This is a genomic window from Ureibacillus xyleni (assembly GCF_900217795.1).
Taxonomy (GTDB): domain Bacteria; phylum Bacillota; class Bacilli; order Bacillales_A; family Planococcaceae; genus Ureibacillus; species Ureibacillus xyleni.
Map to the genome: position 1 here is coordinate 509,016 of NZ_OBMQ01000001.1, position 22,349 is coordinate 531,364.

Annotated in this window: 23 protein-coding genes; 22 read left to right on the forward strand and 1 reads right to left on the reverse strand. The window is 34.9% G+C overall.

From position 1 onward, the window contains the following. Positions 1-25 precede the first annotated feature (25 nt). Positions 26-1,078: a SepM family pheromone-processing serine protease gene (locus CRO00_RS02345; RefSeq protein ID WP_097072033.1), complete on the forward strand. Its 1,053-nt coding sequence runs from the start codon at positions 26-28 to the stop codon at positions 1,076-1,078. An 88-nt stretch (positions 1,079-1,166) separates the two neighbouring features. Here CRO00_RS02345 and CRO00_RS02350 read toward each other — a convergent pair whose 3' ends face one another. Continuing rightward, positions 1,167-2,375 carry a nucleotidyltransferase gene (locus tag CRO00_RS02350; protein WP_097072034.1) on the reverse strand — a complete coding sequence of 403 codons (1,209 nt, stop codon included), beginning with the start codon at positions 2,373-2,375 and terminating at the stop codon, positions 1,167-1,169. A 221-nt stretch (positions 2,376-2,596) separates the two neighbouring features. Here CRO00_RS02350 and CRO00_RS02355 point away from each other — a divergent pair, with 221 nt between their 5' ends. From CRO00_RS02355 to CRO00_RS02455, 21 genes are all read left to right on the forward strand, one after another. Next, complete coding sequence (locus tag CRO00_RS02355) at positions 2,597-3,133, forward strand: YceD family protein (RefSeq protein WP_097072035.1); 537 nt, start codon at positions 2,597-2,599, stop codon at positions 3,131-3,133. A 24-nt stretch (positions 3,134-3,157) separates the two neighbouring features. Further along, positions 3,158-3,331, forward strand: coding sequence for a 50S ribosomal protein L32 (gene rpmF / locus CRO00_RS02360; RefSeq protein WP_036202717.1), 174 nt, complete (start codon positions 3,158-3,160; stop codon positions 3,329-3,331). A gap of 183 nt (positions 3,332-3,514) precedes the next feature. After that, positions 3,515-4,282, forward strand: a complete 768-nt coding sequence (locus CRO00_RS02365) for an enoyl-CoA hydratase/isomerase family protein (RefSeq protein ID WP_097072036.1) — start codon at positions 3,515-3,517, stop codon at positions 4,280-4,282. A gap of 249 nt (positions 4,283-4,531) precedes the next feature. After that, positions 4,532-4,915 (forward strand): transcriptional regulator, encoded by a 384-nt coding sequence (locus CRO00_RS02370; RefSeq protein WP_097072037.1) that lies wholly within the window; start codon positions 4,532-4,534, stop codon positions 4,913-4,915. Between the two features lie 79 nt (positions 4,916-4,994). Then, entirely contained in the window at positions 4,995-5,207 is a 213-nt protein-coding gene (locus tag CRO00_RS02375; protein WP_097072038.1) for an acetyl-CoA carboxylase biotin carboxyl carrier protein subunit, read from the forward strand. Between the two features lie 32 nt (positions 5,208-5,239). Continuing rightward, positions 5,240-6,772 (forward strand): acyl-CoA carboxylase subunit beta, encoded by a 1,533-nt coding sequence (locus tag CRO00_RS02380; RefSeq protein WP_097072039.1) that lies wholly within the window; start codon positions 5,240-5,242, stop codon positions 6,770-6,772. Positions 6,773-6,845: 73 nt separating this feature from the next. Further along, positions 6,846-7,745, forward strand: coding sequence for a ketopantoate reductase family protein (locus tag CRO00_RS02385; protein ID WP_097072040.1), 900 nt, complete (start codon positions 6,846-6,848; stop codon positions 7,743-7,745). Further along, positions 7,742-8,134 (forward strand): DUF3397 domain-containing protein, encoded by a 393-nt coding sequence (locus CRO00_RS02390; RefSeq protein ID WP_097072041.1) that lies wholly within the window; start codon positions 7,742-7,744, stop codon positions 8,132-8,134. The genes CRO00_RS02385 and CRO00_RS02390 overlap by 4 nt, the downstream gene beginning before the upstream one ends. A gap of 121 nt (positions 8,135-8,255) precedes the next feature. After that, positions 8,256-9,872 (forward strand): bacillithiol biosynthesis cysteine-adding enzyme BshC, encoded by a 1,617-nt coding sequence (gene bshC, locus CRO00_RS02395; protein ID WP_097072042.1) that lies wholly within the window; start codon positions 8,256-8,258, stop codon positions 9,870-9,872. Between the two features lie 188 nt (positions 9,873-10,060). Next, positions 10,061-10,492, forward strand: coding sequence for a division/cell wall cluster transcriptional repressor MraZ (mraZ, locus tag CRO00_RS02400; protein WP_097072043.1), 432 nt, complete (start codon positions 10,061-10,063; stop codon positions 10,490-10,492). Between the two features lie 24 nt (positions 10,493-10,516). Further along, positions 10,517-11,467, forward strand: a complete 951-nt coding sequence (rsmH, locus tag CRO00_RS02405; protein WP_097072044.1) for a 16S rRNA (cytosine(1402)-N(4))-methyltransferase RsmH — start codon at positions 10,517-10,519, stop codon at positions 11,465-11,467. Further along, positions 11,468-11,839 carry a cell division protein FtsL gene (gene ftsL / locus CRO00_RS02410; protein ID WP_097072045.1) on the forward strand — a complete coding sequence of 124 codons (372 nt, stop codon included), beginning with the start codon at positions 11,468-11,470 and terminating at the stop codon, positions 11,837-11,839. Positions 11,840-11,877: 38 nt separating this feature from the next. Beyond that, entirely contained in the window at positions 11,878-14,061 is a 2,184-nt protein-coding gene (locus CRO00_RS02415; RefSeq protein ID WP_097072362.1) for a penicillin-binding protein, read from the forward strand. Positions 14,062-14,125: 64 nt separating this feature from the next. Continuing rightward, positions 14,126-16,048, forward strand: coding sequence for a stage V sporulation protein D (locus tag CRO00_RS02420; RefSeq protein WP_097072046.1), 1,923 nt, complete (start codon positions 14,126-14,128; stop codon positions 16,046-16,048). A 74-nt stretch (positions 16,049-16,122) separates the two neighbouring features. Beyond that, on the forward strand, positions 16,123-17,097 hold the full coding sequence (gene mraY, locus CRO00_RS02425; protein WP_097072047.1) for a phospho-N-acetylmuramoyl-pentapeptide-transferase: 975 nt from the start codon (positions 16,123-16,125) through the stop codon (positions 17,095-17,097). Further along, the gene (gene murD / locus CRO00_RS02430) at positions 17,094-18,443 is read left to right on the forward strand and encodes a UDP-N-acetylmuramoyl-L-alanine--D-glutamate ligase (RefSeq protein WP_097072048.1); all 1,350 of its coding nucleotides are present in this window, start codon (positions 17,094-17,096) and stop codon (positions 18,441-18,443) included. Before mraY ends, murD begins: the two co-directional genes overlap by 4 nt. A 71-nt stretch (positions 18,444-18,514) precedes the next feature. Further along, on the forward strand, positions 18,515-19,609 hold the full coding sequence (locus CRO00_RS02435) for an FtsW/RodA/SpoVE family cell cycle protein (RefSeq protein ID WP_097072363.1): 1,095 nt from the start codon (positions 18,515-18,517) through the stop codon (positions 19,607-19,609). A gap of 20 nt (positions 19,610-19,629) precedes the next feature. Beyond that, a complete protein-coding gene (locus CRO00_RS02440) occupies positions 19,630-20,463 on the forward strand; it encodes a cell division protein FtsQ/DivIB (protein ID WP_097072049.1) in 834 nt (277 codons plus the stop codon). Then, positions 20,441-21,148: a DUF881 domain-containing protein gene (locus CRO00_RS02445; RefSeq protein WP_097072050.1), complete on the forward strand. Its 708-nt coding sequence runs from the start codon at positions 20,441-20,443 to the stop codon at positions 21,146-21,148. The genes CRO00_RS02440 and CRO00_RS02445 overlap by 23 nt, the downstream gene beginning before the upstream one ends. A gap of 62 nt (positions 21,149-21,210) precedes the next feature. After that, positions 21,211-21,930 (forward strand): DUF881 domain-containing protein, encoded by a 720-nt coding sequence (locus CRO00_RS02450; RefSeq protein ID WP_097072051.1) that lies wholly within the window; start codon positions 21,211-21,213, stop codon positions 21,928-21,930. Positions 21,931-21,932: 2 nt separating this feature from the next. Further along, on the forward strand, positions 21,933-22,301 hold the full coding sequence (locus CRO00_RS02455) for a small basic family protein (RefSeq protein WP_097072052.1): 369 nt from the start codon (positions 21,933-21,935) through the stop codon (positions 22,299-22,301). The last annotated feature ends 48 nt before the right edge of the window (positions 22,302-22,349 follow it).

The window sequence follows — 22,349 nt, forward strand, 5'->3', positions numbered from 1 at the left end:
TTCCATCAGGAGGTGCAATAAGAAAATGAAAAAGGCACTATTCACTGTAGTCCTTCCATTATTAATTGTTTTTTTCTTAGCATTTTATAAACTTGATTATTATATTATGAAACCTGGAAGTGCCTATGATGTTAGCCAGTTTGTAACCGTTGAGGGCGGGGACCAAGATGATAATGGGTCTCTTAGCTTAATGACAGTTGCAATGGCTCCTGCGACACCTCTTACCTATGTGATTGCCTATTTACGAGAGTTTGAAGAAATTATTGAAATGGATGAAGTCCGTCAAGAAGAAGAGGATGAAGAAGAATATAGTATTAGACAACTTAAATTAATGACGGATTCGCAATTTAGCGCTCTTTTCGTTGCTTTTAAGAAGGCAAATTTACCTTATACAATTGAGTACGACGGGATCACAGTATTAAATGTACTAGCGGGTGGTGCAGCAGATGGTAAGTTGCATCCTGGTGATGAAATTGTTGAAATAGATGGGAAACTAATTAATCGGGCTGAAGAATTAAGTACTATAATAAGTAAAAAAAATATCAATGAAGAAGTAAAGTTAGTGATAAATCGAAATGAACAATTACTAGATGAAACGATTATGCTAAAAGAAATCCCTGGAGAGGAACATAAGCGGATTGGAATCGGGGTTACATATTCGGAAAGTAAATCAATTAAAACAGACCCTAAAGTAAAAGTGAATGCAGAAAATATTGGAGGACCATCTGCAGGATTAATGTTTACACTAGAAATTTTAAATCAACTACTTGATGAAGACTTATCTAAAGGATACAAAATCGCTGGTACAGGAGAAATGAATGAAGATGGGTCAGTTGGTAGAATTGGTGGGATTGAAAAGAAAGTAGTTGCAGCCCATGAAGATGGAATGGAAATCTTTTTTGCCCCGGATGATGAAATTACGGAAAATATGAAGAAGGTAAATCCTCACATTCAATCAAATTATGAAGCTGCTGTTGAAACGGCTAAAAAAATTAAAACAGATATGCAAATAGTGCCTGTTAAGACGATTGATGATGCACTTAATTATTTAAATAAATTATCCCTAAAAGAAAAATAGCTAGCAAATGAAAGAAAGCGAGTAATGAGCATTATTTCGTTCGGTACTCGCTTTTAAATATGAATATCAGGATAATAGCTAATCTTCCTCATAATCGAATAGGTGGCGTTTGGTAATCCGCAGCGGGAGCATCTTTACTTACAAGATTTAAACCTTGTCCATACATTTCTGTTGCGCGGAGATCTAATTGCAGCATAGCATCCTTAGTAGATGCGACACGGCTTATTAAAGGGAGTTTGAAGTCCTTTTTATTTTCGGATAAATATTTTTGTCCGTCACTGGTCATACCTAATAAACGGATATAGGTTGGTTTTGAAAACTGCTGTAGGGCATCTTTTGTAATACCAGTATAAATGTGTGTAATCATACGTTGCAGCCTTGTCCATGTATAGCGTTTTGATTTTAAAGTTGTCATAAATTGTGAGAATGAATGACTTTTTCGTGCTGCTTTCATTAATGCATGTTCAATTCCTTCTGAAACATCTGCAAATTGAGTAAGTTGTTCTGGGGTATTTCGTATAATTGCATATCGTAATAAAGGCCAGAAAGTATCCCAATTGACAAATTGAGTATGCTTGTCTTTCCATTCTTGTAATTGAGTAAAAGTAGTTGTAGGTACGTAATTTTTTATCTCATCTAAGCTTAATGATTCAAATAGTGACTTTCGTATACCTGTAGCGCTTGCAATGGACGAATCTTTAAAGATTGAATCGTGGTAACCTGCTTTAATGCGCTGTATTGTTACAGGTTTTATAGAAAGATTTAATCGACTAGCTGCTTCAACATAATGATAACCTAAAATATTATTTGGTTGAGAAAGGTCAATATAATCTTTCTCCTCTAGCTTTTTTAGTTTTTCGTATGCCATATATAAACTTTGGGGATAACTAAGCCCAGTTGATACAAATTGTTTGATTAAGGCATTATAATCGTCATCGTATTTTTTTAATAATGAATAGGTATTTAAGAATGGTTGTATCGTACCTTGCTCACTTCCAAAAGCAAAAGAATCACATTGAATGGCGTCTAGTAGCTGTGTTGCTCCTTCAGCAAAATGGGTTGCATGTCCAGTTGAAAACACGTAAGGAAGCTCAATAACAATGTCAATCCCACTAAGAAGGGCCATCTTAGTACGGTGCCACTTATCTACTAGAGCTGGTTCTCCGCGCTGTAAAAATTGTCCACTCATTACGGCAATTGTTATATCAGCTTCTGTCTCTTTTTTTGACTCTTTAATATGGTAAAAGTGTCCATTGTGAAAAGGATTATATTCTACGATTACACCAACTGCTTTCATTGTTACACCCCATAGGTTAAAATGTTTTTATAAGATATTTCTTTTGTTAGAAATGCCACTGTTTTTGTTTTAAAAGACCTGATTTAAGAGAACTAAGATTTACTAATCATGTTCTATTTATAAAAATTATATTCTTTAATTTGTATAGTGACAAGAAAATATCTTGACATCTAAAAATACACATTATATAATCAACATTGTTGTCTCGAGGTGATTAATGAATGAAATGGTCAATTCATCAATTATCGAAGTATCGCCAAAATGGGATGCCGATAGATGCAGAAGTACAATTGGATGATGTAAAGAAGCGAAATAGCGATATTCGTCATATTTCACCTGTTCATGTTAAAGGACACTGTACTTTCGGTGCATCACAAATGACTTGTCAGTTTACGCTGACGGCAACATTAACCCTTCCTTGTGCACGCACTTGGGAAGATGTTGAATACCCGATAAAAGTCGATGCAGTTGAAATTTTCAGCTGGATAGATCCTGAACTTCGTGGTAATGACGATGAAGAAGATATTCATTATATTGATGGTGAAGTAATCGACTTAAAACCAGTTTTAGAAGAGCTTGTGCTATTAGAAGTTCCAATGCAAGTATTTAAAGAAAATACTGAAGGACAAGTACAAGGCGGAAAAGGCTGGAGCTATTCAACAGAAGATGATGTTGCACGTCAAAACGAAAATGACGAACCAAAAGTGGATCCAAGACTTGCTGATTTAGCTAAGTATTTTGATCAAACAGATGAATAGATAATCTGTAAGGAGGTGCCAATAATGGCTGTACCATTTAGAAGAACTTCTAAAACTGCAAAAAGAAAGCGTCGTACGCATTTCAAATTATCTGTACCTGGTATGGTAGCTTGCCCAAACTGTGGAGAAGCAACTTTAGCTCACCACGTATGTAAAGCTTGTGGACACTACAAAGGTAAAGAAGTAGTTAGTAAATAATTCAGTATTTACTAGTTGAGGCTATTAGAGAGGCCATGGCTCTCTAATAGCCTTTTATTATTTTTTGAGGGAAAATTTTTTAATATTTTATTCGATTACTTGTCAAAATTATGTAAGTCCTATACTATTTAAAACAAGGCAACTCATTATGTTAAAATAGCAATCAAAAAGGGGATGTAAAGATTGGCTTATCAAATTCACAATAATGATGGGGTATTAACATTTACAATTGATCGTGAAGAAAAAAGAAATGCAGTAAATGACGAGGTAATGGAAGGGTTAAAAAAAGTTATTACATACATAAAAGAACATGAAGATGTACGATTTTTAGTTGTAACAGGTGCGGGGGAAAAAGCATTCTGTTCAGGTGGAGATTTATCAGAGTTTCATAGCTTACAAACAGAAGAACAAGCTTTTGGGATGTTAAGTAAGATGGGAAATATTCTATATGATTTAGCAACATTACGTGTGCCAACAATTGCGCTAATCAACGGAGCGGCGGTTGGTGGTGGTTGTGAAATTGCAACTGCTTGTGATTTTCGTTTAGTTGCGTCTCATGCAAAGTGTGGTTTTATTCAAGGCACTTTAGCAATTACAAGTGGCTGGGGAGGCGGAACTTATCTCTTTGAAAGAGGGTTAAGACACGACCGAGCTTTAAAAATGTTAGTGGATGCAAAAGTATATGAAGCACAACTTTTACATGAAATAGGTTGGGCAATGCGCGTTTTTGATAGTTCTAAAGAACAGGCATTAGAAGAATTTATTGCCGATATGAGAAAAATACATCCTTCTGTTCACCAAGCATATAAAGAAATTGAATTACGCAAATGGAAAGAAAGAAATATTTACAATCGTGTTATGGAAGAAATACGGCTATGTGCAAAACTTTGGGAGAGTGATGCCCATAATGAGGCTGTAAACTCTTTTCTAAGTAAATCAAAGTCTAAATAACTTATTAAATTAACGTCTCTATATGGGACGTTTTTTTGTTGGGATGCACTAGAATTCAAATGGGAGAGTAATCACAAATCATAAAGATTCATTTTCTTTTATGTTGCAAGAGGGTGTCAATCTGAAAATTATTATTACGTTTCTGAAGCTAGAAAGAACTTTAATATGTCACAACCTACTTTTTCTACTGAATGCTTCTATTTATTCTATTTAGGAGCATATAGTAGTAAAAAATGTGAGGTGATAATCATGGATGGAAAAAGACGTAAAGATCAATGGACGACCGAAGATGATGAAAGACTAGCTGAAATCGTTATTCAAGCTGTTCAAAATGGAAAAACACAATTAGAAGCTTTTGCTGAAGCAGCAAGTGTATTAAATCGTACAAAACAAGCATGTGGATTTCGTTGGAATAAAACTTTGCGTCAGCAGTATGGTCAAATGTTAAATAGCGTTAGAAAGCGTCCAAAGCAATTAATGAGAAGCCATTTAAAATTGGCACTAAATAGTTTTGATGAATTAACAGAAGCCTACAATGAGTTAGAAATAAAATATAGAGAATTACAAACGGAGCATGAAAAGATTTTAAAATGGTTACAGCAAGGTTCAAGCTTTTTTGAACACCAAAAATAAATGAACAATGTATCTTTTAAAATAGAAAATGTATCATTAATAGAAATTTTACATTCTATTAATGAAAGGGGAGTCATGGATGGAGGAATTACGTTCACAGATGGCGGGTACAGTTTTTGAAGTGCTCGTAAAAGAGGGGCAACAGGTAACCGCTGGGCAAACCGTCATAATTATCGAGTCGATGAAAATGGAAATTCCATTTGAAGCGGAATCGGACGGTGTTGTTTCTAAAATACATGTTTCTGAAGGTGATTTTGTAAACGAAGATGATGTTTTAATAACATTTGCATAATGGACATAGCCAAAACAAGAGGAGAGCTTGGCATGAAATTATATAATGAAAAATTATCAGAAAATACCGAAAAAATATTTGCTGGCGGATCTAGGAAATATCATGATCAATTAAAAGAAAAGAATAAATTATTTGTCCGAGACCGATTAAATCTACTTTTTGATCATGGGGAATACGAGGAAGATGGTCGATTTGCAAACTGTGTAGAAAAAGATTTACCAGCAGATGGTGTAGTATGTGCAATTGGAAAAATTGAAGGTCAAAAAGTGTGTGTAATGGCAAATGATTCGACAGTAAAAGCTGGATCTTGGGGAAAAAGAACGGTTGAGAAAATTATTCGTATCCAAGAAACTGCTGAAAAGCTACAAGTTCCACTATTGTACTTAGTCGATTCTGCAGGTGCACGTATTACAGATCAACTAGAAATGTTTCCTGGAAGACGTGGTGCAGGTCGAATATTTCATAATCAAGTGAAATTAAGTGGAGTGATTCCACAAATTTGTCTATTATTTGGCCCATCCGCGGCGGGGGGAGCATATATACCAGCATTTTGTGATATCGTCATAATGGTTGAAAATAATGCATCGATGTATTTAGGGTCGCCTCGAATGGCTGAAAAAGTAATTGGAGAAAAAGTGTCATTAGAAGAAATGGGCGGCGCAAAAATGCATTGTACAATAAGTGGATGTGGGGATCTTTTAGTTCAGACAGAGCAACAGGCAATTGAATGTGCCAGAAACTATTTATCATATTTCGGTGCAAACTATAATGAATTGCCAAAAACAAAAGAATCTAAATCACCTGTAATTGGTCGTACACTAGAAGAAATTATACCGGAGAATCAAAATATTCCTTTCGATATGTATGAACTAATTGATCAATTAATAGATGAAGGTAGCTTTTTTGAAATCAAAAAATTATTTGCCCCAGAATTAATAACAGGTCTTGCAAGAATTTCCGGTCGTACTGTAGGTATTATTGCCAACCAGCCTAAAGTGAAGGGTGGGGTATTATTTGTTGACTCTTCAGATAAAGCAGCGAAATTTATCCAATTGTGTGATGCATACTCCATACCTCTATTATTTTTAGCAGATGTTCCTGGTTTTATGATTGGTACAAAAGTTGAGCGGGCAGGCATTATTCGACATGGGGCAAAATTTATTTCTGCTATGAGTAGTGCGACGGTTCCAAAAATTTCTGTCATCGTTAGAAAAGCGTATGGAGCAGGATTATACGCTATGTGTGGTCCTGCTTTTGAACCGGATGTTTGCATTGCATTACCAACAGCGCAAATTGCTGTTATGGGTCCAGAAGCAGCAGTTAACGCAGTGTATTCAAATAAAATAGAAGAAATAAAAAACGTGAAAGAAAGAGTAAACTTTGTAAAAGAAAAAATTGATGAATATAAAGAAGAGATTGATATTTACAAGCTAGCTTCAGAATTGGTCATCGATGATATTGTGGCTCCGTCAAATCTACGGGAGACAATATCAAATCGCTTACACTACTACTCAAGTAAACAAATTGCATTACCTTATCGAAAACATCCAGTATTTCCAGTATAATAGAAAGAAGTTTAAGACAAGGTCTGCCTCAACTGGTAGACCTTTACTTTCGTATTAAAGAGTAGGTGGTTAAATGAAGATTACAATTATCGGAGCGGGTTCTGTTGGAATGTTACTTGCAGGCTTTTTATCAGAATCATTTAAAGACGTTACACTTGTTGTTCGAACAATTGAACAAGCATTACTACTTAAAAAAAATGGATTAGTTCGTGAAAATATAGATGGTTCAGTTCGACAAAAGCACATTAAAATACAACATAACCTTCCAAAAGTACCACAAGATTCGTTAATTATTGTGGCAGTTAAATATAATCAATTACAAAACATTTATAAAATTTTAGAAAAACAACATAAAGATACCCCGCTTCTATTTATACAAAATGGATTAGCTCATTATGGGGAAGCACTACAATTACCGCAAAGTACGCTTCTTTTTGGCTCTTGCCAATTTGGAGCGGAAAAAATAAATCATTATACGGTTGCTCATCGCGGACAAGGAGTATTAAAACTTGCAAAGGCGAGAGGGAATCAAGACATATTACATACTTTAGAAGCGAAAATTAAAAGCTTTCCGATAACAATAGAAGAAAATGCAGAACAAATGTTATTTGAAAAAGCATTATTAAATTGTTTTATTAATCCTTTAACAGCATTGCTTCAAGTGAAGAATGGGGAACTGTTAGAGAATGTTCACTCGATAAAATTACTAGAAGATTTATATAACGAGTTAATGACGGCTTTCCCGGAAGAGAAGGAACGTTTCTTATTTCAAGATGTTAAGAACTTATGTACTCAAACAGCGTCAAATACTTCTTCGATGCTAACAGATCGACTTCATAATCGACCGACTGAGGTAAAAACAATTGTTGGTGCTGTCATTAAAAGAGCAGAGAGTAGAGGGAAGTCTTTACCAATACTATCAACGCTATATCATCTATTATTGGCGTTAGAGGAGAGCGGTGAGAAAATGTGAAAATAATATTACAATATGTAGTTAGTACAGTTATTTTATTTCCTATCATATTATTCCTTATTACATATTTTATTTGTCTGAAGAGAAAAATAACTAAATCCAAAGCTTTTGGTTTTTCTGCAGATGTTACAACTTTTGTGCTCTTTTTTTCGGTTCCATTGTCATTAACAAGTCTTTGGGGAATGAATTTGAATGTATTCATTTTTAGTATTGCAATTATAATCGCCATTATTTTTACATACATAGATTGGAGATCAAAAAAGGAAATTGAAGTGCTTCCTTTATTTAAAAAGGTATGGCGCTTATACTTTATCCTTTTAACAATTTGTTATTTTCTTGTTTGGATTGTAGGATTAGTACAAAGTATTGTAAAGTACGTTGTTATTTAATAAGCATTTTCTTTTGAAGAAAGCATTCTAAGCATTACAATAAATAGAGTCTATGGAAAACACATATTTTTTAAATAAAACATCTTTAGTGAACTGTTTATAAGTAGAGGAGATTTTTTTTATGAAACTGGAACAGATTGAAATACCAGTTAACAATCAAATATTGAATGATTATTGGTCACATTGGGAAAAACTGAAACCCTTTTATGAATACGAGTATAACGATGATTCCTTTTCAAAACGATACCATTACTTAAAAGATAAAAATTTTAACTATGAGGAATTAAGTACTATTATTCGTTCGTATATGGAGCCTTTTGGTATTTCGGAAAAGCAAGAAACAAACTTACAATCTTTACATAATGGTGCAGTAGCAGTAGTGGGTGGTCAACAAGCGGGTATTCTAACTGGCCCATTATATTCTGTTCATAAGGCGCTATCTGTCATCTTGCTAGCAAGACAGCAAAGTGAAAAATTAGGTAAAAAGGTTGTTCCTCTATTCTGGATTGCTGGGGAAGACCATGACATTGAGGAAATCAATCATACGTACACAATTGTGAATGAAACACCAAAGAAAAAAATATATGACGTTAGATCTCCTAAAAAAACAATGGCATCTGCTACAGTTATTCAAAAAGATCAGCTAAACGAACTACTCGAAATAATTTTTAAAAATTATGGTGAAACGGAATATACGAATGATTTATACAAAATGCTTCTTCGGCATTTAGAACACAGCACAACATTTACTCAGTTTTTTACACATACGATGAATGAGCTATTCAAAAACGAAGGATTGTTAATGATCGATGCTGCATTCACACCATTTCGTAAATATGAATCGTCATTTTTTGAAAAAATCATACACCACAATGAAGAAATCGCTAAGGTAGTAGTCGAAAAAGAGGCATTACTTAATGCAGCTGGTTATGGGTCACCAATCAATGCTACTAGCCACAATGCGAATTTATTTTATGTTCATGATGGCGAGCGATTTTTATTAGAGAGAAAAAATGGGCATTTCCAAGATGCAAATGGCTTGTATAAATTTACGGAAGGTCATTTGTTAGATATTGCTTCGTCCACACCGGAAAAACTAAGCAACAATGTTGTAACAAGACCATTAATGCAGGAAATGGCAATCCCTGTTTTAGCATTTGTTGGTGGTCCTGGAGAGCTTGCTTATTGGGGAACTTTAAAGGATGCATTCAATTGTCTGGATTTACAAATGCCAATATTGGCACCAAGGTTAAATATCACATTGGTTACAAGAAAAGTGGAGCAATTATTATTGAATTATAATCTTACAATCCCAGAAGTCATAAATGGAAGAGTAACTGAGCTGAAAGAACAATTTATCGATAGTGTTCAAGATGTTAATACAAAACAACAAATCGAAAAAATATATAACATGCTTGAAGTTCAGTATAAGGAGCTTGGTTCGTATTTAACATCACAAACAATTAACCTAGATGCAATAATAAAGAAGAATAAACAATACCACCAGATGCAATTACAATACTTAAGTAAAAAGGTAGATCAACATATTTTAATTAAACATGATAAAACACTTCGTCAATTTAATACTATCAATGCTGAAATTTATCCAAATGAAACTCTTCAAGAACGTATATATAACCCATTTCAGTATTTAAATGAATATGGACCTTCATTAATTGAAGAACTTTGTGATTTACCAATGACAATTGCAAACAAACATTATGTAGTCCATTTGTAGTAGATTTTATTCTATTTTCGAGTTATCTCAAATGAGGTAACTCATTTTTTTATGTCTATTAACTTAGAGGGTTGGACTTAAAAAAGTACTATTTACACAAATTATAAAAGTTTAATTACAATCTCTTTAAAAATGTGGAGGAAAGTGGGGGAATGTGGTACATTATTTACTAAAGTGGGGTGAGTAGCATGTTCATGGGAGAATATCAACATTCCGTTGATACAAAAGGACGTCTCATTATTCCTTCAAAGTTCCGAGAAGCGTTAGGAAATACTTTCGTAATTACTCGTGGACTTGATCACTGTCTTTTTGGCTATCCTATGGATGAATGGCGAAAACTCGAAGAAAAATTAAAAGAACTCCCTATGACGAAAAAAGATGCTCGTGCATTTGCGAGGTTTTTCTTTTCGGGGGCAACTGAAGTTGAAATTGATAAACAAGGACGAATCAATATCCCATCAACACTTGCAACTTACGCAAAACTTGAAAAAGAATGTGTGGTGCTAGGTGTATCAAGTAAAATTGAAATTTGGGCTAAAGATGCTTGGGAATCTTATTTCAATGAAGCAGAAGACTCTTTTAATGAAATTGCAGAAAATTTAATTGGATTTGACTTCTAGAAACGCAAAAAAGGAGCTTGGTTTATGTTCGATCATACAACCGTATTACTAAAAGAAACTGTTGATGGATTGAACATCAATCCAAAAGGAATTTACGTAGATTGTACTTTAGGCGGTGCAGGGCATAGTGAATATTTAGTTCAACAATTATCCCCAGAAGGTCGTTTGATTTGTTTCGACCAGGATATGACGGCGATTAGCAATGCTAAAATTCGTCTGCAGCCATACTTAGACCGAGTAACATTTGTACATTCAAACTTCCGATATATAAAACAACAATTACAGCAAATAAATATACAAAAAATTGATGGTATTCTTTATGACCTAGGTGTTTCTTCACCTCAACTAGATACTCCGGAGCGTGGATTTAGTTATCATCACGATGCACCTTTGGATATGCGTATGGATCAAACAGCAGATTTAACTGCTTATCATGTAGTAAATGAATGGTCCTATGAAAATTTAGTACGGATATTTTTCCGATACGGTGAAGAAAAGTTTTCGAAACAAGTTGCAAGAAAAATTGAAGAAGCAAGAAAACATGCTCCAATTGAAACGACTGGACAGCTTGTAGAATTAATCAAAGAGGGGATTCCAGCACCTGCAAGACGAAAAGGTGGTCACCCGGCGAAGAGAATTTTCCAAGCAATACGGATTGCAGTTAATGATGAACTTGGTGCTGCTGAGGATTCGTTAGTAGATGCAATTGAGTTGTTAAAAGTTGGAGGACGAATTAGTGTAATTACTTTCCACTCATTGGAAGATCGTTTAACAAAAACAATTTTTAAAGAGGCTTCTTCTCTTCCAGATTTACCACCAGGCTTACCAGTAATTCCTGATGAATTTAAACCTGTTTTAAAGCTTGTAACCAAAAAGCCAATTCTTCCTTCAGATGAAGAACTAGAAGAAAACAATCGTTCAAGATCAGCAAAACTTAGAATTGCAGAGAAAATATTTGAAAAAGGACGTGGGTAAATGGCAGTTCGTGTTAGGCAACATTCATATATCCAGCAGCCTGTCGCACCACAACAGCAGCAGCCCTCTAAAAAACAAAAAGTACAAAAATCCAAAAAAATAATCACACTAAAAGAAAGACTTTTATATATTGCTTTTGTCGTTGTGGTAGCTTATCTTGCAGTGTCTATCTTGCATAAACAAAGCACAATTCAACAGACAACTTATGAAATCCAAGAAGTTGAAAAACAAATTGCGGAAATAGAAAAACAAAATGTTGATTTAAAAGTTCAAGTTAGTGAATTATCTACTTATGAGCGAATTTGGGAAAAAGCAAAAGCACTCGGTTTAACTCTAAATGAGAACAATGTAAAGGTAGTGCCGGGAGAATGAAAAAAAAGAAATTTCGATTCCAATGGGGAGCCTTTCTAATGTTATTACTTTATGGAGGGCTCTTTTTTGCATTATTTATTAGAATTATTTACATTCAAGCTACAGGTGTTGTAGACGGACAAGAATTAGAGGTAAAAGCTGCAGCTCTTTATGAAAAGGAAGCTGTGTTATCTGCAGAACGTGGTAAGATATTGGACCGTAATGGAAATATTATTGCAGAGGATACTTTAAGTTATCGACTCATTGCGGTTGTCAGACCAGATGCGACAACAGATCCCAAGGAACCAAGGCATGTACTTGATCCTGCATATACTGCGAAAGTATTATCTCAATATATCCAAATGGAAGAGTCTGAAATTTATCAAATTTTAACAAGGAAATTAAGTGATGGACGACAACCTTATCAAGTGGAATTTGGGGTTGCGGGACGTAGTATTAGTCACGAATTGATGAATACAATTGATAAAGAAGGACTTCCTGGCATTATATTTGCAAGTGATACAAAACGTTATTATCCAAATGGATCATTTGCAGCTCATTTAGTTGGATTTGCACAAAAGGAACAACAGAAAAATGGAACATTTAAAACAATTGGTAAGATGGGTATAGAATCTATTTATAATAAAGAGCTTACTGGTATAGATGGAAAAATGAAATACGAGAGTGATATTTTTGGTTACCTCTTACCGAATAGCGAAAAAATGATAAAACCTGCTGAAGATGGCAGCAATATTTATTTAACTTTAGACAAAACAATTCAAAACTTCTTAGAAGAATCAATGTCAAAGGTCTATAAACAATATAACCCAGAGTCAATGGTAGCTGTTGTAGCTAATCCGAAAACTGGTGAAATTTTAGCGATGTCTCAAAGACCAACCTTTGATCCCGATACGCGTGAAGGTTTAGAAAATAACTGGTTAAATGATGTAATAGAAGATGTAATTGAGCCGGGGTCTACAATGAAGACGTTTACATTGGCTACTGCTATTGAAACAGGCAACTGGTATCCTAATGCTGAATTTCAATCAGGTAGCTATACTATTTTAGATAGAACAATTCGTGACCATAACAATGTCGGTTGGGGGAAGATAAGTTATTTACAAGGTTTCCAACGATCAGCTAATACAGCCATGGCACATTTATTACAAATGATTGGTGACGAAGCTTTTATTGATTATTTAAAAAAATTCGGGTTTGGTGAAAAAACAGGCATTGATTTACCTGGTGAAGCAACAGGGACATTATTAACAACTTACCCAATCAACCGTGTAACCACTTCCTTTGGTCAAGGTTCCACAGTTACTCCTATTCAACTCATACAAGCTATGACAGCAATAGCAAACGATGGCAAAATGATGCAACCGTATGTAATTGATAGAATAGTAGATTCTGCTAACGATAAAACGATAAAGAAATCTGAACCAAAAGTAAAAGGTGAGCCAATTTCGGCATCAACTGCTAAACAAGTTCGTGAAATATTAGCTTCAACAATCACTTCTGAGGTTGGTACCGCTAAACGATTCCAAGTAGAAGGATATGAAGTGGGAGGGAAAACAGGTACAGCCCAAATTGCAAAACCTGGTGGTGGCTACTACTATGGAAAGAATAATTATTTATATTCTTTCTTAGGTTTGGCACCTGTTGAAGACCCTCAACTGATTGTTTATGTAGCGGTCGAACGTCCACAGTTAGCACCAACAGAGGGTGGTTCAGAGCCAGTAGCTGAAATCTTTACATCAGTTGTACAGAATAGCTTGAAATATTTAAACATTAAACCGGAAGACGCTGCAAAAGTTGAAACAACACCAATGGGAGATTATGTTGGAAAAAATTCGGATAGTATCCAAGTTGAATTATCGAATGCAGGGTTAACGCCAATTGTGATTGGTGAAAGTGGAAATATTACTGAACAATATCCAGATAAAAACCTAGCCATTACAAAAGGTAGTTTAGTATTTTTAAAGACAGATGGTGCAATCACATTACCATCATTTGAAAATTGGTCGCTACGAAACATACTCATTTATAAAATGATGTCGGGATTACCAATTGAAATTGTAGGGGATGGTTACGTAGAAAGCCAAAGTGTATCTGCTAATACGGTTCTTTACGATTCTTCGCCAATTGTTGTTAAACTTAAAACGCCTAAAGAAATGTATACAGTTCCAGTAGATGAAACAGAAGAATCTGCTGCAGAAGGTGAGATATTGCCACAAGATTAAGAATGAAATAGAATAGATGTCCACTTCGAATCATACTTTGTTAAAAACGAGGTGTGAATATAGAATGAAGTGGATTTCTACCATTTCAAAAAGTCGCTTGAAATTAATTATTTATGGATTTATTCTTTTTGGAGTTGCAGTTGTTATAAGGCTATTTTATGTCCAAGTTATTCAGCATGATAAATTAACAGAGTTAGCAAAAGAAAATTGGGACCGTGAAATTCCCTTTGCAGCCGAGCGTGGTGAAATTGTCGACAGGAATGGTAATGTTTTGGTTACCAATAAACTTGCTCCAACCCTCTATTTTATGCCTGCTCAAAATGATAATATTGAACTTGCTGCAAAACAGATTGCTTCAGTATTAAAACTTGATGAGAAAAAGCTTTTTGAAAAAATGAATACAAGGGATTATCTTGTAAAATTGGCACCTGAAGCAAAAAATATTACGTATGAACAAGCAGTTCAAATTCAAGGGTTAAAAATAGATGGCCTATATAGTGGAGTTGATTATGTCCGGCATTATCCTTATGGTAATTTATTATCAAGGTTTATCGGATTTACAGGTTACGATACACAAGGTCTTGCTGGAATTGAATATCAATACGATAAATTACTAACATCAAAAGATGCAGCAATTCGATTATTTACCGATGCAAAGGGCAATTCACTACCACACGTTGACGATGAGTGGAGAGAAGGAGACCAAGGTGCAACCGTTGAATTGACGATTGATTTAGATGTTCAACAAGTGGTTGAAAGAGAATTATCTCAGGCAATGAAAAAATATAATGCTGACCAAGCATTAGCAATTGCCATGAATGTCAATACTGGGGAAATATTAGCATTATCTTCTTATCCTACATATGACCCTTCAAATTTTGAAGATGTAGACTCTTCAATCTATAATCGTAACTTGCCGGTCTGGATGACATATGAACCGGGTTCTACCTTTAAAATTATTACATTAAGTGCCGCCCTTGAAGAAGGGGTTGTGGATTTAGAAAAAGATACATTCCATGACAAAGGGTACACCATTGTTGAAGGGGCTAGACTCCGTTGTTGGAAACGAGAAGGTCATGGTAGTGAAACGTTTTTACAAGTTGTAGAAAATTCATGTAACCCAGGCTTTATTGAGTTAGGTCAGCGTGTTGGACCGACAAAGTTACAACAATATATTAGAGATTTTGGATTCGGGGAAGCTACAGGATCAAATATTGCTGGAGAAGCTTCTGGTATTTTATTCTCTAAAGAAGCATATGGTCCAGTTGAACATGCCACCACTTCTTTTGGGCAAGGAATCGCTGTAACACCAATCCAACAAGTACAGGCAGTAGCTGCTGCGGTAAACGGTGGTAAATTATATACTCCTTATGTTGTATCAAAAGTTTATGATTCAGAAACAGGGAAAATGGTGTTAGAAAATAAACCAGAATTAAAACGTACTGTTATCAGTGAGGAAACTTCTAAAAAGGTACGAGAGGCTTTGGAATCGGTCGTAGCAAACGGTTCTGGGCGGGCTGCTTTCCGCGATGGTTTACGAATCGGTGGAAAAACAGGAACAGCTCAAAAAGTAGATAACGGACGGTACAAGGATGGCGATTATATTGTTTCCTTTATTGGATTTGCCCCTGCAAATAATCCGGAAGTGGTAGTTTACGTTGCCGTTGATAATCCAAAAGGGTCGTTAATTTTTGGTAGTACTATTGCTGCTCCAATCGTCGGACAGATTATTGAGGATATTGCACCGACAATCGGTTTAGAAGTAAATCGTGAAGGTCAACTTGAAAAACAGTACCGATGGGGTGACCCGATCACAGACAGAGTACCTAATTTAATTGGTTACGAGAAACAGGAAATAATGAAGTTACAATATCCATTTAAAATTGAATGGCATGGTGATGGAAATGTGGTTACTGCCCAACTACCTGAGCCAGAAAACATCCTTGAACAAGATGGTACCATTCATTTGTATTTAGAGAATAACTAGTTCATTTAGTTCTTAATTAATATTAAATTATTAATAAAAGTTTATTAAGAACAAGACTTTAAAGGAGATTTAACATGACAATTTTAACAACAATAACCATTCTAGCAATATCATTTATCGCTTCTGTGGTTTTAGCCCCAATAACAATTCCAATACTACGTCGGTTGAAATTTGGACAGAGTATCCGTGAAGAAGGCCCGCAGTCGCATATGAAAAAAGCTGGAACACCAACGATGGGTGGCGTCATATTTCTTATATCTATCATTGCTACGACGGTAATTGTTGGAAACATCTACAACCTCTTTACAACACAATCAGTTGTAATGATTCTTGTTTTAGCCGGATTTGGGATTATCGGATTTTTAGATGATGGCATCAAAGTAATTTTCAAACGTAATCTTGGGTTAACGTCAATTCAAAAGTTAATTGGTCAGATTATTATCTCAATTGCGGCTTTCCTATTAATTCGATTAGGTGATTTTGATACAACAATAAGTATCCCATTTACAGATATATCTGTTGACTTTGGTATCTTATATGTAGGTTTTCTTATTTTCTGGTTAGTTGGTTTTTCCAATGCTGTGAACTTAACAGACGGATTAGATGGCTTAGTTGCTGGTACTGCATCAATTGCTTTTACAGCTTATGGGGTTATCGCATTATTTAATGAACAGCATGATGTAGCACTATTTACCTTTGCTGTAACGGGTGCGTTGTTAGGTTTCTTAATTTTTAATGCGAACCCAGCAAGAGTATTTATGGGTGATACCGGATCCCTTGCTTTAGGGGGGGCATTAGCTCTTGTTTCGGTTTTAGTGAAGGAAGAATTATTGCTTTTATTAATTGGTTTAGTTTTTGTGATTGAAACGCTTTCGGTTATTTTACAAGTGGGAAGCTATAAATTACGTAAAAAACGTATTTTCAAAATGAGTCCTATCCACCACCACTTTGAGCTATCAGGTTGGTCGGAACGTAAAGTAGTTGGAGTATTTTGGTCCACGGCAGTAGTTGTCGCTTTAATTGCAGTATTAACGGAGGCCATGATATGAATCAAATTCCAAATTTTCAACATAAAAAAGTTTTAGTACTCGGATTAGCAAAAAGTGGTGTTGCAGCATCTGAGCTCCTACATCAGTTAGGAGCTTTCGTTACGGTTAACGATTCGAAGCCTTTTGACGAAAACCCTCAAGCACAAGAACTTCTTAAAAAAGGCATAACGGTCATTTGTGGAAGACATCCCGAAGATTTATTAGATGAAGGTTTTGAGTTGGTTGTAAAAAATCCAGGAATTCCTTATTCAAATCCGATTATAGCGGATGCAGTAAACCGAGGATTGCAGGTAATAACGGAAGTAGAACTCGCCTATTTAATTAGTGAGGCACCGATTATTGGGATTACTGGCACAAATGGTAAAACGACGACAACAACTTTAATTTTTGAAATGTTAAAAAACGCTCAAAAACAGCCGTTAATTGCCGGAAATATTGGTACCGTTGCTTGTGGAGTTGCTACGGAAGCAGGAAAAGAAAATGTGATTGTTACTGAACTATCTTCGTTTCAATTAATGGGAACAGTTGAATTTAAACCGAAAATTGCCATTTTAACAAATTTATATGATGCACATTTGGACTACCATGGTACGTTCGAGGAATATGCAGAGGCGAAATTCAATATTACGAAAAATCAGGATGAGAACGATTGGTTCATTTATAACGCAGATCAGGAAGTCGTGAAGAAATTTGCAGACCGATCGAAAGCGCAGAAAGTTCCTTTTAGTTCGAGTGGTCGCTCGGATTATGGTATCAGTGCAGATGAACAAACAATTTATTGGATGGGAAAACCTATTTTAAGTCGTTTGAACATTGCATTACCAGGGAATCATAATTTAGAAAATGCTTTAGCAGCTATTGCCACTTGTATACTTTACGGTTGTAATAAATCTGCTGTAGAGGAAGTTTTAAAAACTTTTTCAGGGGTTCGTCACCGTACACAATTTGTTCGCGAGTGGAATGGACGTAAATTTTATAATGATTCAAAAGCAACCAACTGCTTGGCAACCAAAGTTGCATTAAATGCTTTCCAACAGCCTACTATTTTAATTGCAGGAGGACTTGATCGAGGTCATTCCTTTGAAGAGCTGCGAGAATCTATGCAATATGTAAAGGCAGTTGTTGCATATGGGCAAACTGGTGAACGTTTTATAGAATTTGCCAAGTCGTGTGGTATTGAACAGACTATCCTTGCTCAAAATGTTGAGGATGCTGTGGCAAAAGCTGTACCGATATCAGAAAGTGGAGAAGTAATATTATTATCACCTGCATGCGCAAGTTGGGACCAATATAAAAGTTTTGAAGTGCGCGGCGATTTGTTTATTGATGCCGTAATGAAGCTTTAACAAATGTGCTTAGAACAATTGATATTGTTTCTAAGCACAAATATTACAAATTGAAAAGTTCTTACGAAAGGATGCCTTCACTGAAGTTTACCTATAAAAGGCTTTTTATTATTTCAGCACTTCTTTTATCACTTATGGGGATTCTATTTATTTATTCTGCAGGTACATATTGGAGTTCGATTCATTACGAAGGACAAATGCCGTTTTATTTGAAGCAATTAATTTACTTGATTTTAGCTATCGCAGTGTTTATTACAATAGCCAATATGCCAACATTTACAATGGAAAAGACATGGATTACTCTGTATGTATTTTCGCTAATTTTATTAGTTTTAGTTCTTGTCCCTGGTATTGGATTAGTACGTAATGGCTCGCAAAGTTGGATTGGATTAGGTCCACTAACGATTCAACCCGCAGAATTAGCTAAAATAACAACACTAATGTATTTAAGCTTTCTATTAGGGAAAGTAAGAAATGAAGAACGTGTTGTACAAGTGAAACATTTTTTAATCATTATTCTTCCTTGTGCATTAATTATGTTACAACCTGATTTTGGTTCTGTATTCATTTTAGTTGTTTCAGCATTTATTTTATTGTTTATTGCAAGGTATCCAATTAAGTTATATGTGGGTTTTATTGTAATAGGAGTAATTGGCTTAATTGCATTAATTGCGTCTGCTCCGTATCGTTTAAAACGTATAGAAGCCTTTATTAATCCATGGGCTGATCCATTAGGAAGCGGCTTCCAAGCAGTGCAATCTTTACTTGCTATAGGCCCTGCTGGATTACTTGGACACGGATTTCAAGAAAGCCGACAAAAGTTCCTGTATCTACCTGAACCACAAAATGACTTTATATTTTCTATTATTTTAGAAGAAATTGGGTTTTTAGGTGGTTGTGTTGTATTAGTTCTGTTTGGCTTATTTATTTATTCTGGATGTGGACTTGCACTTCAATCGTTAAAAAGTTCAGATTTTTATGCCATTTCTGCATTAGTTGGCATGGTAGGTTTTCAAGCTTGTTTAAATATAGGAGTTGTAATTGGATTAATCCCAGTGACAGGTGTGACGCTACCATTTATTAGTTACGGTGGAACATCCTTAATGATTATTTGGTTTGTTGTTGCGATTGTTGTAGGGTTTGCAAATCGGACCAACTCGGTATAAAAGGAAGGAGGAGTAAAAATATGGATAAAGTAATAGACATTGAAGATCGCATACCAACATTAAGAGAAAAAAGAAGAAAAAGAACAAATATAAAATTTATAGTACTAATCATTCTGTTTTTCCTCACATTATTTTTACTCCTTTATTTCCAATCTCCATACAGTGAAATAAAAAAAATTCAAATAAGTGGATCTAATCTTGTAGAGGATAGCGAATATTTAAAGCAATCTGATTTACAAATTGGGGATTCAATGTGGGGTTTTCATGTTGGGGAAATTGAAAAAAAAATACAACAACAATACTGGGTGAAAAGTGTCAAAGTGAAAAGAAAATGGTTAACAACTGTAGAAATAAAAGTGGATGAATGGCAAAAAGTAGCTTATATTTCCGAGGATAATGCATTTTTTCCAATGTTAGAAAATGGCGATGTGTTTAGAGAATCAAATACATTAGAACCAATTGATGCACCGTTATTTTTACAATTTGATGATGAGAAGTTAAGGAAAAGACTACTGAAGGAATTGGCGAAATTAGAACCAACCGTTTTAGCATTAATTTCTCAAATTAACGCAACCCCAACTAGTGCCGATCCATATGCGATTACACTATTCATGAATGATGGTTACGAAGTTCGTGCAGAAATAACAACATTAGCAGAAAAGCTTAATTATTACCCTTCAATCGTTGCACAAATTGAACACGCTTCAGGTTATAGTAAAGGGATTATAGATATCGAGGTAGGTTCCTATTACAAATCATTTGACGATGAGTACACACAACTTGATATAAATCTTGAAGAAATGGATGTACAAGAACAGGAAGTGTTGGGCGATGAAGAAACCACATTACAATAGCAAATTTACAAGAAAACAGTTCATCGTACTAATTGTATGTATAAGTACAGGATTTATTATCGGTTATTCCTATAAACTTACAAAAGATGAAGTAAAAGTGAATACAAGTTATCTTGAGCAAGAAGAATCCTATAGGGAAGAATTAATTTCTCAACAAGAAAGAAATAAAGAACTAACGGAAGAATTAACAGCTCTCCAAACAAAAAGAAGAGAATATGAAAAAAACTTTGCAGAAAACGAAGAAGATTATGGGCATTTACTTGAAGAGGCAGAAAATTTACGTCTATTGCTTGGAGAAATTCCTGCTCATGGAGAAGGCATACGTGTCACTTTAAAAGATGGAGAATATAATCCGAATTCAACAAATCCCAATGAATATATTGTTCATGAAAGTCATGTTTTCTCGGTAATAAATGAATTAAAAGTATCTGGAGCAGAAGCCATTTCAATTAATGGACAAAGGCTTAAATCCAATTCGTACATCAGATGTAATGGACCTGTTATTACAATCGACGGCAATCAATACCCTGCACCGTTTATTATTGAAGCAGTAGGGGATGTAGATACGTTAATCCCTGCTTTAAAACTAGTTGGAGGAGTTTTTGACCAATTACTGAATGATCGAATCGTTGTAACAATTGAGGAAAGTGATTTTATTCAAATGCCAACAATAAATGATGAATAGTAGATCATCCTTTATTCAACGGACAAGCCCAGTTAAAAAACAGATACAGGAGGGATTTGTAATTGAATAAAAGAATAGTTACTAGAATAACGATTGTATCATTTATTGTAGGTTTAATGATTGCCATTCAATATAATACAATTCAAAAACCAACTGAAAGAGATACTCGAGACATATGGGAAATACGGCAGGAATTATCTGAAGAGAAAAAACGCCATTCAGAATTACTTTCAGAAATTGGTACATTAAAATCGATTGTAGATGAATATGAAAACGATGACAAAGATAGTCAGGCACAAATATTAAAAAGTACGGTTCATGACTTAAAAGTTCGAGCAGGAATTGAGGCTGTATCGGGTCCAGGAGTCATCATGTCTATTCAACCAGCAATGGAATTAGTTGCGTTGGGATTAGAAATAGAGCCGATTTCACCTGATTTATTAATTCGATTAGTAAATGAAATATATCGATATAATGGTTTGTATATTGAAATTGATGGGCAAAGACTAGTTCATACATCTGCTATTCGGGATATTAATGGAAAAACGACTATAAATGGTTTTGCAATCGATGAATCAAACGTGGAAATTCGTGTAATCACGGAGAGTTTTGAAAAAGCGGAAAAACTCTACAGTTATTTATATGCTTCCACATTTCACGACGATTTTTACCTCGATAATTTAAGTCTCAACATTAACAAAGCACTGTCTAACATAACCATTAAAGAGTACGACGGAAAACTATCAAATACATTTCTAGTTGAAAACAACAAAGGGGAATAAAAATGTGGCTACCATTTTTAGGTTTACTTTTAGGACTAGCGTTTGGTTTACTGACTGATATACAAATTCCCGTAGTTTATGAAAGCTATTTATCCATCGCCGTATTAGCCGCCCTTGATACAATTTTTGGTGGTATTAGAGCAAATTTGCAGCAAGTATACGACGATAAAGTTTTTCTAACTGGTTTTTTCTTCAATATTGCTTTAGCTGCAGGACTAGCCTTTTTAGGTGTACATCTTGGGGTTGATCTTTATCTAGCTGCCATTTTTGCCTTTGGTGTCCGACTATTCCAAAATATTGCAGTTATTCGACGAATTTTGATAACAAAATGGGAAGAGAGACATATAAAAAAGGGTGAAAATACAGTATAATAGCTATAAAATTATATAGTATACTTGAATTTACTTAGACAATAGCTA

Excerpts from the sequence above, each read along its gene's own strand:
- CRO00_RS02345 (WP_097072033.1), top strand. The coding sequence starts at position 26 with ATGAAAAAGGCACTATTCACTGTAGTCCTTCCATTATTAATTGTTTTT.
- CRO00_RS02350 (WP_097072034.1), bottom strand. The coding sequence starts at position 2,375 with ATGAAAGCAGTTGGTGTAATCGTAGAATATAATCCTTTTCACAATGGA.
- CRO00_RS02355 (WP_097072035.1), top strand. The coding sequence starts at position 2,597 with ATGAAATGGTCAATTCATCAATTATCGAAGTATCGCCAAAATGGGATG.
- rpmF (WP_036202717.1), top strand. The coding sequence starts at position 3,158 with ATGGCTGTACCATTTAGAAGAACTTCTAAAACTGCAAAAAGAAAGCGT.
- CRO00_RS02370 (WP_097072037.1), top strand. The coding sequence starts at position 4,532 with ATGGATGGAAAAAGACGTAAAGATCAATGGACGACCGAAGATGATGAA.
- CRO00_RS02375 (WP_097072038.1), top strand. The coding sequence starts at position 4,995 with ATGGAGGAATTACGTTCACAGATGGCGGGTACAGTTTTTGAAGTGCTC.
- CRO00_RS02380 (WP_097072039.1), top strand. The coding sequence starts at position 5,240 with ATGAAATTATATAATGAAAAATTATCAGAAAATACCGAAAAAATATTT.
- CRO00_RS02385 (WP_097072040.1), top strand. The coding sequence starts at position 6,846 with ATGAAGATTACAATTATCGGAGCGGGTTCTGTTGGAATGTTACTTGCA.
- bshC (WP_097072042.1), top strand. The coding sequence starts at position 8,256 with ATGAAACTGGAACAGATTGAAATACCAGTTAACAATCAAATATTGAAT.
- mraZ (WP_097072043.1), top strand. The coding sequence starts at position 10,061 with ATGTTCATGGGAGAATATCAACATTCCGTTGATACAAAAGGACGTCTC.
- rsmH (WP_097072044.1), top strand. The coding sequence starts at position 10,517 with ATGTTCGATCATACAACCGTATTACTAAAAGAAACTGTTGATGGATTG.
- ftsL (WP_097072045.1), top strand. The coding sequence starts at position 11,468 with ATGGCAGTTCGTGTTAGGCAACATTCATATATCCAGCAGCCTGTCGCA.
- CRO00_RS02415 (WP_097072362.1), top strand. The coding sequence starts at position 11,878 with ATGTTATTACTTTATGGAGGGCTCTTTTTTGCATTATTTATTAGAATT.
- CRO00_RS02420 (WP_097072046.1), top strand. The coding sequence starts at position 14,126 with ATGAAGTGGATTTCTACCATTTCAAAAAGTCGCTTGAAATTAATTATT.
- mraY (WP_097072047.1), top strand. The coding sequence starts at position 16,123 with ATGACAATTTTAACAACAATAACCATTCTAGCAATATCATTTATCGCT.
- murD (WP_097072048.1), top strand. The coding sequence starts at position 17,094 with ATGAATCAAATTCCAAATTTTCAACATAAAAAAGTTTTAGTACTCGGA.
- CRO00_RS02435 (WP_097072363.1), top strand. The coding sequence starts at position 18,515 with ATGCCTTCACTGAAGTTTACCTATAAAAGGCTTTTTATTATTTCAGCA.
- CRO00_RS02440 (WP_097072049.1), top strand. The coding sequence starts at position 19,630 with ATGGATAAAGTAATAGACATTGAAGATCGCATACCAACATTAAGAGAA.
- CRO00_RS02445 (WP_097072050.1), top strand. The coding sequence starts at position 20,441 with ATGAAGAAACCACATTACAATAGCAAATTTACAAGAAAACAGTTCATC.
- CRO00_RS02455 (WP_097072052.1), top strand. The coding sequence starts at position 21,933 with ATGTGGCTACCATTTTTAGGTTTACTTTTAGGACTAGCGTTTGGTTTA.